Origin of the sequence: Pseudogemmobacter hezensis (genome assembly GCF_013155295.1) — a bacterium.
Lineage (GTDB): Bacteria > Pseudomonadota > Alphaproteobacteria > Rhodobacterales > Rhodobacteraceae > Pseudogemmobacter > Pseudogemmobacter hezensis.
Genome location: NZ_JABJXT010000014.1, coordinates 16,034 through 28,497 on the forward strand (window position 1 = coordinate 16,034; position 12,464 = coordinate 28,497).

Here is a 12,464-nt window from a genome sequence, read left to right on the forward strand (position 1 = left end):
GTGTATTCCTCCCAGGGGTTGCATGCGGTCTTGCAGTCTTGCCCGGCCAGTAATGCTGCCCGGGCGAAGGTCGTCAGGCTCAGGCTTTCTTGCCGCCTTTGCCGGTCTGGATCGAATTCATCAGCACCGCCAGCACGATCACCGCGCCGGTGAAAACGGTCTGCCAGTAAGACGAGACACCGACGATCACGAGGCCTGCGGACAGGAAGCCGATCACGAAGGCGCCCAGCATGGTGCCCAGAACCGTGCCGCGCCCGCCGGTCAGCGCCGCGCCACCGATCACCACGGCGGCAATCGCGGTCAGCTCATAGGTGGTGCCAGCGGTGGGGCCTGCCGAGGTCAGCTGCGACGACAGAACCAGCCCTGCAACCGCCGAAAGCGCCCCCGAAAGCGTGTAGACGGTGACTTTGACGAATTTCACCGGAACGCCCGAAAGCTCTGCCGCGCGCTCATTGCCGCCCGAGGCATAAAGCCAGCGCCCAAAGGCCGAACGGCTAAGCACCAGCCATGCGATCACCGCGCAGACCGCCAGGATCAGCACCGAGATCGGGATGCCCGCGATCCGCTCGGATCCCAGCCATTTGAAGCCGGTATTGCCCAGCTCGGCCGAGCCCGCGAGGCGGTTATAGGTCAGGCCATTGGTCAGCAAAAGCGCAACGCCGCGGGCCACATACATCACGCCCAGCGTGGCGACAAAGGCCGGAACCTTCAGATATGCGACCAACACGCCATTCACCGCGCCAACCAGGGCACCGATGGTTACGGTGATCACCACCACCGCCCAGACCGGAGGATAAAGGATCACGCCCATGGCTTTGATCTCGATCCCCTGCATCATCGCGCCCGCGATCACCCCGCAAAGCGCCAGGATAGAGCCGACCGACAGGTCAATGCCGCCATTCAGGATCACCAGCAGCATGCCGATGGCCAAAAGGCCAAAGATCGCCACCTGGCTGGCCATGATCAGGAAATTCGAGGTCGTGAAATAATTCGGCGACAGGTAGGAGAAGACCGCGATGATCACGATCAGCGCAAAGAAGGCGCGGCCTTCCAGCAGCAGTTTCAGCAGGCTGAAACCCTGGCCCTGCGGGGCTGCGGATTTGGATGTCTGAGACATTGTTCTGTTTTCCCCGAACTTCTCACTCAGGCCGCGTGCTGTTCGCCAGAGGCGGCCATGATCATTTCCTTGGTGGCGTCTGCGCCGAATTCGGCCGTGATGCGGCCCTTGTGCATGACGATGATACGATGCGCGATCGACAGGCACTCGCTGACCTCAGAGGTGGTATAGACCACCGCCAGCCCCTGTTTCGCGCCATCGGCCAGCAGGCGGAACACCTCGGCCTTGGCGCCGATGTCGATGCCGCGCGAGGGTTCATCCAGCAAGATCACCTTTGGATTGGTGGCCATCATCTTGCCGATCACCACCTTTTGCTGATTGCCGCCTGAAAGCGAGCCAATCGCCGCATCCGGGCCAGAGGTTTTCACCGTGACCCGTTTGATCGAATCCGCCACCAGCGCCTTTTCGGCCCGGCGTGAGGTGAAAAGCCCGCGCGTGAAAGCGCCAATCGAGGCCAGCGACAGGTTTTGCCCCACCGACATCGTCTGCACCAGACCATCGCGCTGCCGATCCTCTGGCACCAGCGCAAGGCCACTGGCGATCCGCCCGGCGATTGAGAGATCCGAGATCTCCTGGCCCAGCAGCTCGATCCGGCCCGATTGCTGGCGATAGCGGCCCGCCAGCGCCTCCATCAGCTCAGAGCGGCCCGCGCCCATCAGGCCATAGATGCAAACGATCTCGCCCGCCTTCACATCCAGCGAGAGGTTGTCGACCACGTTATAGGGATTGCCACCCGGATCGGGCAGAACCATGTTTTGCACCGAAAGCGCGGTCTGGCCGAAGGCGTAACCATCGGGCGGGCTGCCGAGGTTGTAATTCTCGCCCACCATATTGCGCACGATCCAGTTCAGGTCGATTTCCGCGCGCGGGGCCCAGGCCGTCATGGTGCCATCGCGCAGCACCACGGCGTGGTCGGTGATCTGCAGCGCCTCTTCCAGATGGTGCGAGATATAGACGATCGACACGCCTTTCGAGGTCAGGTCATTGATCACCTTGAACAAAACCTCGACCTCGGTCGCGGAAAGGGCCGAAGTCGGCTCGTCCATGATCAGGATGCGGCTGTCGACCGACAGCGCCCGCGCGATCTCGACGATCTGTTGCTGGCCAAGGCGCAGATCCTCGACCGGGGTCAGCGGGTCGATGTCCTCTTCCAGATCGGCCATCAGCTTGCGGACCTGGGCCTCTTCCTCGGCGAAATTCACCCCGGTCGGGCCCATGATCTCACGGCCCATGAAGATATTGTCGCGCACCGAAAGGTTTGGCGCCAGGCTCAGCTCCTGGTGGATGATCGAGACGCCCAGATCACGCGCATGGGTCGAGTTCTGGAAGGCCACCGGCTTGCCATCCAGGATGATCTCGCCCGAGGTTGGCTGGATTACGCCCGACAGGATCTTCATCAGCGTCGATTTGCCTGCGCCATTCTCGCCGAAAAGCGTGGTGACCTGACCGCGATGGATGTCGAAATTCACGCCCTTCAGCGCATGAACCGCGCCGTAGGATTTGGCCACATTGCGGGCGGCCAGCACGACCTCTGCCGTGTCGGGTTTTGTGGCGGTGGCGCTCATCACTGCACCGTCACGCTGACCGGGGTCACGCGCCACATTTTTGCGTTGATCAGGGTGAAGGCGCCGGTGACCTCAAGCGTTTTGCCGGTCAGATTGGCGGTGTCGATCCCGTCCAGCACCGCCGCCTTCATGGCGCGGTTGATGGCTGATCCGGCATCCTGATACTCGATCTGGTTTTTGAACGCCCCGAATTCGATGTCGCCGGGCGCGTCGCGCAGATCGGTGCCATTGATCGCCGGGCCGGTCTGCAGGCGAAGCCGGATATCTTCGGGCATGCCGGGAACCTGGATGTCATAGACGCCCGATTTCCCCTCAGCCGCGACGCCGGTGAACTTCACCATCATCACAACGCCCGTGGTGGCGGGGGTGCCATACTCTTTTGACGCCGCCGCCTTATCGGCCTGGACGGCCTGGGCCAGGGTGACAGCATCCACGGCCTTTGCGGTCACGACCTCTTTGATGCGCGGAAACTCGGCCGTGCCATAGCTGTCGGGCGAGAAGGCCTGCTGACGGGTATCCGCCTCAGAGCCGACGTGCACGACCTTTGTATCCAGCGCGATTGCGGCCAGCACGACAACGGCGGCCCCGGCAAGGATCCAGCGTCCACGATGCGAGGCTGTGCGCGGTGCAGCGGCGGTGTCAGGGCTTTGGCTCATGATCAGATTCCCGGAAATTTATGGGCAGAGGTGGCAGCGGAAACCCTGGCGAAAGCCGGGGGCGCCCCGTTGTGGCGCCGCATGCCGGGGCGGGCGGTGAAGTCGCGTTCAGCCCTGCCAGCGGCAGAGGCGTGATCGGCCCCTGAATTGGCCCATGACATGCGTCTACTCCTCACCTTGCGACGGTCCCGGGTGTCACGCTCCTCAACGTGCTGGCCTCAATGTATTGGCATGGGGGCCAGGGGATTGTCGCCTGCGTCTGCGGATTTGTGATATTATAGTGATATATAATTCGTCAAGTAAGATATGAAATCGGCGCATGGGCGGGTCGGTAACTTCTGGCAAGGTGCTGGCGTGGCGCAGGTTTCATGCGGATAGAATCAGGTGATTCTGGTGCCGGGCGCAGTGATTTCCGGGGGCTTGCCGCGCGGTCAGGTGGTGCGGATTGCTGCTGCAGGGGCAGCCGATTCCTGCTGCTCTTGCGTCACGCTTTTCCCACAATCATTTGATTTGATGTGATCATATGCGTCCGCATCAGCGTCCGACATTGCGGAAGCAGTTGCCGCGGTCAGGGCGGCTTGTGGCCCGGCTGGCTGCGGGCCGTCGTTCAGCTATCGGCCCGGCTTGCCCGATCAGGGGCGGGCCGCGTTTGTGAAGTTTATCTGAAATAATTTGCGCTGTCAGAAAAATAATTCATTCACTATGATATTATTGTGGGATATATTTTGCGCTGGCTGTGGACATGCGTGTCGGGCCAGGTATTGCATAGTCATCATGACAGGGCCGGAACGGGGGAGGCTGCGCTTTATCGCGCGGGCGGACCGGCAAGAGGGACGAGTTATGGCCGGATCTGATATTCTGATCGGTATTGATGCCGGGACATCGGTGATCAAGGCGGTGGCCTTTGATCTGGCGGGGCGGCAGATCGCCAGCGCAGCGGTGCCAAACCGTTATGAGACGGCGGCCGATGGCTCGGCGACGCAGCCGCTGGGGCAGACCTGGGAGGATTGCGCCCGCGCTTTGCGCCAGCTGGGTGAACTGGTCGAGGGGCTTTCCTCGCGCACGGCGGCGCTGGCGGTGACAGGGCAGGGCGATGGCACCTGGCTTGCGGGCAAGGGCAATCGGGCGGTGGGTGATGCCTGGCTCTGGCTGGATGCCCGCGCCGCGCCGACGGTTGATCGCCTGGCCGCCTGTGCCGCCAATCGCGCCAGGTTTGAGGCGACAGGCACCGGGCTGAACACCTGCCAGATGGGCAGCCAGATCGCCCATATGCAGAATTTTTGCCCCGAGATGCTGCAATCCGCCGAGGTGGCGCTGCATTGCAAGGACTGGCTTTATCTGAACCTGACGGGCGTGCGGGCGACCGACCCGTCCGAGGCCAGCTTTACCTTCGGCAATTACCGCAACCGCCAATATGATGACACGGTGATCGCGGCGCTGGGGCTTGAACGTCAGCGCCATCTGCTGCCCCCGATCATTGAGGGCACCGAGACCACCCATCCCCTTTGCCCCGAGGCCGCTGCGGCCACCGGGTTGCGGGCGGGCACGCCTGTCAGCCTTGGCTATGTCGATATGGTGATGACGGCGCTGGGGGCGGGTGTTTACGGTGGTGGTGGCCAGGATGTGGCCTGCTCGACCGTGGGATCTACCGGCGTGCATATGCGGGCGGTGCGCTGGCAGGATGTGCATCTGAACGATGAGGGCACCGGCTATGTGATCTGCCTGCCGGTGCCGGGCGTGGTGACCCAGGTGCAGACCAATATGGCGGCGACGCTGAATGTCGACTGGGCGCTGGGTCTGGCGGGCGATGCGCTGCGGGCCTTTGGTCATGAGGTCAGCCATAAAGAGCTGGTTGTCCGCATTGATGCCTGGCTTGGCGAAAGCCAGCCCGGCCAGATCGTTTACCACCCCTATATATCCGAGGCAGGCGAGCGCGGGCCCTTCGTCAATGCCCTGGCCCGGGCGGGCTTTACCGGCTTTTCGCAGTATCACGGTTTTGCCGATCTGCTGCGCGCAGTGACCGAGGGGCTGGGCCATGCGATGCGTGATTGTTACACCGCGATGGGCAAGCTGCCCGGTGAGCTGCGGCTGACCGGCGGCGCGGCGCGTTCGGCGGCTCTGCGTCAGATCTTTGCGGCCTCGGTCGATGCGCCCGTGCGTGTCTCACAGCGTGATGAGGCCGGGGCTGCCGGGGCAGCGATGATGGCCGCCGTCGCCATCGGCGCCTATAAATCCATGGATGATTGCGTGAATGAATGGGTGATCCCGCTTCTGGGCCAGCCCGAGGCCCCCGACCAGGCCCTGGTCGCCGCCTATTCGCGCATCTTCCCCGCTTATCAATCGGCACGCCAGGTGCTGGTTCCGGTCTGGGATCAGCTGTCACGTGCCCGCCGCCCGTCAGGAGAATGACATGACCGATATGATTGACCTCTTTGTAATCGGAGGCGGCATCAACGGCGCGGGCGTCGCGCGGGATGCGGCGGGCCGTGGCCTCTCGGTGGTGATGGCCGAGAAGGATGACCTGGCGCAGGGGACATCCTCGCGCTCGGGCAAGCTGGTGCATGGCGGGCTGCGCTATCTGGAATATTATGAATTCCGCCTGGTGCGTGAGGCGCTGATCGAGCGCGAGGTTCTGCTGAACGCTGCGCCGCATATCATCTGGCCGATGCGTTTCGTGCTGCCGCACAGCCCGCAGGACCGCCCCGCCTGGCTGGTCCGGCTGGGCCTGTTCCTTTACGACCATCTGGGCGGGCGCAAAAAACTGCCCGGCACCCGCACGCTGAACCTGCACCGCGACCCTGAGGGGGCGGCGATCCTGGATCAGTATAAAAAGGGCTTTGAATATTCCGATTGCTGGGTGGATGACGCGCGGCTGGTGGTGCTGAACGCGCTTGGCGCGGCGGAAAAGGGCGCGACAATCCTGACCCGCTCGCCCGTGACCTCGGCGGTGCGGGAAAATGGCGGCTGGACGGTTACGGTGAAGAACAGCGTGACCGGGGCCGAGCAGATCTTCCGCGCCAAAGTGCTGGTGAATTGCGCCGGGCCATGGGTCACCGATGTTATTGAGAATGTGGCGAAAACCCATTCCTCGCGCGGGGTGCGGCTGGTCAAGGGCAGCCATATCATCGTGCCGAAATGGTGGGCGGGGCAGAATGCCTATCTTGTCCAGAACCACGACAAGCGGGTGATCTTCGTGAACCCCTATGAGGGCGATCTGGCGCTGATCGGCACCACCGATATACCCTGGGAAGGCCGCGCTGAGGATGTCGAGATTGCCGAGACAGAGATCGACTATCTGATCCAGGTCGTGAACCGCTATTTCAAGGAAAAGCTGCGCCGCGAGGACGTGCTGCATGCCTATTCCGGCGTGCGGCCGCTGTTCGACGATGGCAAGGGCAACCCCTCAGCCGTGACCCGCGACTATGTGTTCGACCTGGATGAGACCGGCGGCGCCCCGATGCTGAACGTCTTCGGCGGCAAGATCACCACCTTCCGTGAGCTGGCAGAGCGTGGGCTGCATAAGCTGAAGCACATCTTCCCGCAGATGGGGCCGGACTGGACGGCAACGGCGAAACTGCCGGGCGGCGAGATGCCGAACGCGGATTATGAAAGCTTTATCAATGCCAGCCGCGACACCTTCCCCTGGATGCCGCGTGGCCTGATCCAGTATTACGCGCGGCGCTATGGCAGCCGGATGCAGGATCTGATCGGCACGGCTGCCTCGGTTGAGGGGCTTGGCCGTCACTTTGGCGGGGATCTTTATGAGGCCGAGGTGAAATACCTCGTCAGCAAAGAATGGGCGATGAGCGCCGAGGATATCCTCTGGCGTCGCACCAAACATAAGCTGCATCTGACCGAGGCCGAGATCCAGGCCTTCTCGACCTGGTTTGAGGGCTGGAAAGCCGGGGCTGCCGCATGACACTGACGCTTTCGCTGAACACCAACCCGCTGGTGAACCGTTTCGCCGAACCCGCCGATCTGATTGAGACGGTGGCGCGGGATCTGCGCATCCGCGATCTGCAGCTGACGCATGAGTTCATCAACCCCTCCTGGCCTGCGCCCGTCATCCGCCGTCTGACGCGCGAGATGCAGGCCGCACAGGCACGGACTGGCGTGCGGGTGACATCCGGCATGACCGGGCCTTACGGGCGGCTGAACCATTTCGGCCATCCCGACGCCGATGTGCGCCGCTATTACACCGACTGGTTCAAGACCTTCGCCGATATCACCGCCGATCTGGGCGGGGTTTCGGTGGGCACCCAGTTTGCGATCTTCACCTATAAGGATTTCGACGATCAGGCGCGGCGTGAGGAACTTACTCAGATCGCCATCGACCATTGGGCCGAGGTTGCCGAACACGCCAAATCCGCCGGGCTGAAATATGTCTATTGGGAACCGATGAGCGTGGGCCGCGAATTTGGCGAGACGATCCAGGAGGCGCTGGCACTGCAGGATCGGCTGACGGCGGCCAATATGGCGGTGCCGATGTGGATGATGGCCGACATCGACCACGGCGATGTCACCAGCCCCAACCCCGATGACACCGACCCCTATGCCTGGGCGCGGGCGGTGCCCAAACTCTCGCCCATCATCCATATCAAACAGTCGATGATGGACAAATCGGGCCACAAACCCTTTACCGCCGATTTCAACGCTAAGGGGCGCATCCAGCCGCAGCCGCTGCTGGCGGCCTTTGCCGAGGGTGGCGCGGTCGACAATGAAATCTGCCTGGAGCTGTCCTTCAAAGAGCGCGAGCCGAATGACCGCCAGGTCATCGCGCAGATCGCGGAAAGCGTGGCCTTCTGGGCGCCCCATATCGATACGGGCGTGCAGGATCTGCATATCTGAGCGGGAAAGCCATGTCCTCCAGCCGCGATATTGACCCCGAAACCAGCCTCGCCATCCGCGCGGCCTGGCTGCATTACGCGGGCGGGATGACCCAGGGCGCGGTGGCGAAACGGCTGGGCCTGCCTTCGGTCAAGACGCATCGCCTGATCGCAAAGGCGGTGACCGAGGGCGCGGTTAAGATCTCGATCGACGGCGATATTATCGAATGCGTCGCGCTGGAGGATCAGCTCTCGCGCCGTTTCGGGCTGGACTATTGCGAGGTCGCGCCGGATCTGGGCGAAGAGGGGCTGCCGCTGCGCGCGCTTGGCACCGCAGGCGCGGGTTTCCTGCGCCGTGAGATAGAGCGCGGCGAGACCCCGGTTCTGGGCCTTGGCCATGGGCGCACGCTGCGCGCGGTGGTGCGGCTTTTGCCGCGCATCAATGCCAGCGGTGTGAAATTTGTCTCGCTTCTGGGCGGGCTGACCCGCAATTACGCCGCGAACCCCCATGACGTGATGCACAGCCTGTCGGAAAAAACCGGGGCCACGGCCTTCGTGCTGCCGGTGCCATTCTTCGCCCGCTCGGCCAATGACCGCGAGGTGGTGCTGGCCCAGCCCGGCGTGCGTGAGATTTTCGATATGTCAGCGGGGGCGGGGCTGAAGCTGGTCGGCATCGGCTCGGTCGATGAAAGCGCGGGGCTGGTGGCTTCTGGCATGATAGAGCCACATGAGATTGAGGATATCACCAAAGCAGGTGGCGCGGGCGAGATGCTTGGCCATTTCTTTGACGCCCAGGGGCGCGAGGTGGAAACCCCATTGACGGCGCGGACGCTTTCGGTCGGCTTTGGCGCGGCTGCGGGGCGGATTGTTGCGGTCGCAGGCGGGGCGGATAAACAGGCGGCGATACGGGCGGTATTGGCCAGCGGGCGGCTTTCAGGGCTGATTACCGACGAGCCGACGGCGCGGGCGCTTTTGGACTGAAGAGGGAAGAGAATGGAACAGAAAACCTGGACCGCAGAGGCCTGGACGGGGAAAACCTGGGTCGGCACCAACTGGAAGATGCACAAAGACTGGGCCGCCGCAAAGCGCTTTGCCGAGGGGCTGATCGCCTCTGACAAAGACCGCGATCCGCGCATCCAGCGCTTTATCATCCCGCCCTATCTTTATGTGCGCGAAATCAAAGAGATGCTGAAGGACACTTCGGTCAAAGTCGGCGCGCAGAACATGCATTGGGAGAGCGAGGGCGCTTTCACGGGTGAGATTTCGCCCATGATGCTGAAAGATGCCGGTCTCGATATGGTTGAGCTGGGCCATTCCGAGCGCCGCGAGATGTTTGGCGAAACCGATGAGGGCGTCGGTCTGAAAACCGAATCCGCCATTCGTCACGGTCTGGTGCCGCTGATCTGCATCGGCGAGACGCTGGAAGATCGTAATTCCGGCCGCGCGACCGAGGTTCTGGCCGCGCAGACCCGTGCCGCGCTTGCCCGCCTCAGCCCGGCGCAAAAACAGGCCGAGATCCTGCTGGCATATGAGCCGGTCTGGGCCATTGGCGTGAACGGCATCCCCGCGAAAGCCGATTACGCCGATGCCCGTCAGGCTGAAATCATTCAGGTCGCCGAAGAAGTGCTGGGTCGCCGCGTGGCCTGTCTTTACGGCGGTTCCGTCAATCCCGGCAATTGCGAAGAGCTGATCCAATGCCCGCATATTGACGGTCTGTTCGTCGGTCGCTCGGCCTGGGAGGTCGAGGGCTATCTGGGGATCATGGCGCAGGTCAGCGCCAAACTGTGAAGGGAAACACCATGAAACTTGCAATCGCAGGCGACAGCGCCGGTGAAGGTCTGGCCAAAATCCTGGCCGACCACCTGAAAGACAAATATGAGGTGTCTGAGGTCTCGCGCACCGATGCGGGCCCGGATGCGTTCTATGCGAACCTCTCGGACCGTGTGGCCTCGGGCGTGATCGACGGCACCTATGACCGGGCGATCCTGGTTTGCGGCACCGGGATCGGTGTGGCTATCGCGGCAAACAAGGTGCCTGGCATCCGCGCCGCGCAAACCCATGACACCTATTCCGCCACCCGCGCTGCGCTGTCGAACGACGCGCAGATCATTACCATGGGCGCCCGGGTGATCGGGCCGGAACTGGCCAAGGCCATCGCCGACGCCTGGCTGGCCGAGACGATGAATTTCGACGCCGCTGGCAAATCGGCCGGCAATGTCGATGCAATCGGTGCGGTTGCCGCGAAATACAGCAAGGTCTGAGGCCCATTGAACAACGGGCCCCCGGGGACTATCCCCGGCCGGGCCTGTCGGGGCGCGCGACCCTCCTCCTCCTGCGCGCCCCGCCTTAACCCTGCGGGAGATCACCATGCTGCGCCTGCCTGCCGACAAAGCCCCCGAGGGGATGCTGCTGGATGATTATCTGACCGGGAAATCCGGCCCGGTTTCCGTGGTGCAGGCTTTTGCGCAGGCGCTGCCGGGGATTGCGGCCCGGCTGGCGGCGGGGCGGCTTTACTCTGACCCGGCGGCGGTGATCGGCATCAACGAAAGCGGCGACAAGCAAAAGGCGATGGATGACGCGGCGCATCACTATGTGCTGCCTTATCTGAAGGCGGCCGGGGTGCGGCTGGTCCTGTCCGAGGAAGCCGAGGATATCGTCACCCTGAACGCCGATGGGCTTTGGGATGTGGCGATGGATCCGATTGATGGCTCGAACTCTATCGGGATCGGCGCGCCTTTGGGGATGTTCTTCGCGGTGTTCCCGGCGCGTGGCGCGGATTTCCTGCGCCCGGGGGCAGAGACCGTGGCGGCGGGCTATGCCTCGATCGGGCATTCGCTGGATTACGGCTTTTCGCTGGGCCAGGGGGTGAACCTTTTCGGCTATGACCCCGAGGGAAAGGCTTTCCGCCAGACCCATGCGCATGTGATGCTGAAGCCAAAGGCCTCGACCATTGCCTATAATGCCTCAAACCAGCGGCATTGGGCCAAGGGGTTGCAGGACTGGGTCTGCGATGTGGAGCTGGGCCGCGACGGCCCGCGCGGGCGCGATTTCAACATGCGCTGGCTGGCGGCGGCGGCGGGCGAGCTGCACCGCATCCTGATCGAGGGCGGCGCGTTTCTTTACCCCGCCGACAGCCGCAAAGGCTACGAGAATGGCCGTCTGCGCACGCTTTATGAGGCCTTCCCGATTGCCTTCCTGATTGAACAGGCGGGCGGCAAGGCCACCGATGGCGTCAACACGATCCTGACCCGTCTGCCCCAGGCGCATCATGAACATACCCCGCTGGTTTTCGGGGCCAGTGAAGAGGTCGATCTGATCCGCGATTACCTGACCAGATCGTCAGAAGACTGACCAGCCCATCCGGTGCGACAGCATCTCAAGCGCCTCTGCGCCCAGATGCGAATTGCCGTTGGCGTTCAGCCCCGGCGACCAGACCGCGATTGACGCAACCCCCGGCACCACCGCCAGAATACCGCCGCCGACGCCACTTTTCCCCGGCAGACCAACGCGGTAGGCGAAATCGCCCGAGCCGTCATAATGGCCGCAGGTCATCATCAGCGCATTGATCCGCCGCGCCCGCTCGGGCGAGACGACTGATCGTCCGGTGGCCGGATTTCGCCCGCCATTCGCCAGATACAGCCCGGCGCGGGCCAGCTGCAGGCAGCTCATGGTGACGGCGCAATGGTGGAAATAGACGCCCAGCACATGGTCGGGGTCATTGCGCAGATTGCCCCAGGAATGCAGGTAATTCGCCAGCGCCGCATTGCGAAACCCGGTCGCCTTTTCGGCGCGGGCGACCGCCGGATCGGCGCTGATGGTGTCATCATCGGCGATGAAGCGCAGAAAGCGCAGGATCTCGCCAATGGTTTCGCGCGGCGCACGGGCGCGGGCCAGCAGCGCATCGGCCACGACCAGGGCCCCGGGATTTATGAAGGGATTGCGCGGGATGCCCTTTTCCTGCTCCAGCAGCACGATAGAGTTGAAGGCATCCCCCGAAGGCTCGCGCCCGACGCGCCGCCAAAGCGCGTCACCATGCATGCCCAGAGCCAGCGTCAGGGTGAAAACCTTGGAAATCGACTGGATCGAGAAGGGCAGATCCGCCTCTCCGGCCATGAAGGTCCGGTTATCGGTCAGCGCCACCGCAATGCCGAAGTGATCCGGGCTGACATGGGCCAGCGGCGGGATGTAATCGGCGGGCTTGCCGCGATCCTTGCGCGCACGCAGCGTCAGCGTGATTTCCTCAAGCGTTTCTTGCAGGGTGTTGATCCGGTCATCCATCCTGGCAGCCTGCCCGGGATCT

At 63.1% G+C, this 12,464-nt stretch carries 12 protein-coding genes; 7 read left to right on the plus strand and 5 right to left on the minus strand.

Annotated features, from left to right (window positions below; genetic code table 11):
• Positions 1-79: 79 nt before the first annotated feature.
• Genes HOY34_RS15175 through HOY34_RS15190 form a run of 4 tightly spaced genes read right to left on the minus strand, consistent with a single transcriptional unit; the run spans position 80 to position 3,499 of the window.
• Positions 80-1,117 (minus strand): ABC transporter permease, encoded by a 1,038-nt coding sequence (locus HOY34_RS15175; RefSeq protein ID WP_172364329.1) that lies wholly within the window; start codon positions 1,115-1,117, stop codon positions 80-82.
• A 26-nt stretch (positions 1,118-1,143) separates the two neighbouring features.
• Positions 1,144-2,682, minus strand: a complete 1,539-nt coding sequence (locus HOY34_RS15180; protein ID WP_172364331.1) for a sugar ABC transporter ATP-binding protein — start codon at positions 2,680-2,682, stop codon at positions 1,144-1,146.
• A complete protein-coding gene (locus HOY34_RS15185) occupies positions 2,682-3,338 on the minus strand; it encodes a DUF2291 family protein (RefSeq protein ID WP_172364333.1) in 657 nt (218 codons plus the stop codon). Before HOY34_RS15185 ends, HOY34_RS15180 begins: the two co-directional genes overlap by 1 nt.
• 2 nt (positions 3,339-3,340) lie before the next feature.
• The gene (locus tag HOY34_RS15190; RefSeq protein WP_172364335.1) at positions 3,341-3,499 is read right to left on the minus strand and encodes a hypothetical protein; all 159 of its coding nucleotides are present in this window, start codon (positions 3,497-3,499) and stop codon (positions 3,341-3,343) included.
• A 679-nt stretch (positions 3,500-4,178) separates the two neighbouring features.
• On the opposite strand from HOY34_RS15190, the gene HOY34_RS15195 reads away from it, so the two are divergent.
• The 7 genes from HOY34_RS15195 to HOY34_RS15225 all read left to right on the plus strand — a co-directional run bounded on the left by HOY34_RS15195 (position 4,179) and on the right by HOY34_RS15225 (position 11,515).
• Positions 4,179-5,747, plus strand: coding sequence for an FGGY-family carbohydrate kinase (locus tag HOY34_RS15195; protein ID WP_172364337.1), 1,569 nt, complete (start codon positions 4,179-4,181; stop codon positions 5,745-5,747).
• Between the two features lies 1 nt (position 5,748).
• On the plus strand, positions 5,749-7,257 hold the full coding sequence (locus HOY34_RS15200; RefSeq protein WP_172364339.1) for a glycerol-3-phosphate dehydrogenase: 1,509 nt from the start codon (positions 5,749-5,751) through the stop codon (positions 7,255-7,257).
• Complete coding sequence (locus tag HOY34_RS15205) at positions 7,254-8,186, plus strand: TIM barrel protein (protein ID WP_172364341.1); 933 nt, start codon at positions 7,254-7,256, stop codon at positions 8,184-8,186. The genes HOY34_RS15200 and HOY34_RS15205 overlap by 4 nt, the downstream gene beginning before the upstream one ends.
• Before the next feature lie 11 nt (positions 8,187-8,197).
• On the plus strand, positions 8,198-9,145 hold the full coding sequence (locus HOY34_RS15210; protein WP_172364343.1) for a sugar-binding transcriptional regulator: 948 nt from the start codon (positions 8,198-8,200) through the stop codon (positions 9,143-9,145).
• A gap of 12 nt (positions 9,146-9,157) precedes the next feature.
• Positions 9,158-9,952, plus strand: a complete 795-nt coding sequence (locus tag HOY34_RS15215; RefSeq protein WP_172364345.1) for a triose-phosphate isomerase — start codon at positions 9,158-9,160, stop codon at positions 9,950-9,952.
• A gap of 11 nt (positions 9,953-9,963) precedes the next feature.
• Positions 9,964-10,425 carry an RpiB/LacA/LacB family sugar-phosphate isomerase gene (locus tag HOY34_RS15220; RefSeq protein ID WP_172364347.1) on the plus strand — a complete coding sequence of 154 codons (462 nt, stop codon included), beginning with the start codon at positions 9,964-9,966 and terminating at the stop codon, positions 10,423-10,425.
• 106 nt (positions 10,426-10,531) lie between these two features.
• Entirely contained in the window at positions 10,532-11,515 is a 984-nt protein-coding gene (locus tag HOY34_RS15225; protein WP_172364349.1) for a fructose-bisphosphatase class I, read from the plus strand.
• Here the strand turns inward: HOY34_RS15225 and HOY34_RS15230 are convergent.
• Positions 11,504-12,442 carry a glutaminase gene (locus HOY34_RS15230; RefSeq protein WP_172364350.1) on the minus strand — a complete coding sequence of 313 codons (939 nt, stop codon included), beginning with the start codon at positions 12,440-12,442 and terminating at the stop codon, positions 11,504-11,506. The two genes, HOY34_RS15225 and HOY34_RS15230, sit on opposite strands and share 12 nt — an antisense overlap.
• Positions 12,443-12,464 lie beyond the last annotated feature (22 nt).

Coding starts and splice junctions, on each gene's coding strand:
- HOY34_RS15225 (WP_172364349.1), top strand. CDS start 10,532: ATGCTGCGCCTGCCTGCCGACAAAGCCCCCGAGGGGATGCTGCTGGAT.
- HOY34_RS15215 (WP_172364345.1), top strand. CDS start 9,158: ATGGAACAGAAAACCTGGACCGCAGAGGCCTGGACGGGGAAAACCTGG.
- HOY34_RS15185 (WP_172364333.1), bottom strand. CDS start 3,338: ATGAGCCAAAGCCCTGACACCGCCGCTGCACCGCGCACAGCCTCGCAT.
- HOY34_RS15195 (WP_172364337.1), top strand. CDS start 4,179: ATGGCCGGATCTGATATTCTGATCGGTATTGATGCCGGGACATCGGTG.
- HOY34_RS15205 (WP_172364341.1), top strand. CDS start 7,254: ATGACACTGACGCTTTCGCTGAACACCAACCCGCTGGTGAACCGTTTC.
- HOY34_RS15175 (WP_172364329.1), bottom strand. CDS start 1,117: ATGTCTCAGACATCCAAATCCGCAGCCCCGCAGGGCCAGGGTTTCAGC.
- HOY34_RS15220 (WP_172364347.1), top strand. CDS start 9,964: ATGAAACTTGCAATCGCAGGCGACAGCGCCGGTGAAGGTCTGGCCAAA.
- HOY34_RS15230 (WP_172364350.1), bottom strand. CDS start 12,442: ATGGATGACCGGATCAACACCCTGCAAGAAACGCTTGAGGAAATCACG.
- HOY34_RS15180 (WP_172364331.1), bottom strand. CDS start 2,682: ATGAGCGCCACCGCCACAAAACCCGACACGGCAGAGGTCGTGCTGGCC.
- HOY34_RS15190 (WP_172364335.1), bottom strand. CDS start 3,499: ATGTCATGGGCCAATTCAGGGGCCGATCACGCCTCTGCCGCTGGCAGG.
- HOY34_RS15210 (WP_172364343.1), top strand. CDS start 8,198: ATGTCCTCCAGCCGCGATATTGACCCCGAAACCAGCCTCGCCATCCGC.
- HOY34_RS15200 (WP_172364339.1), top strand. CDS start 5,749: ATGACCGATATGATTGACCTCTTTGTAATCGGAGGCGGCATCAACGGC.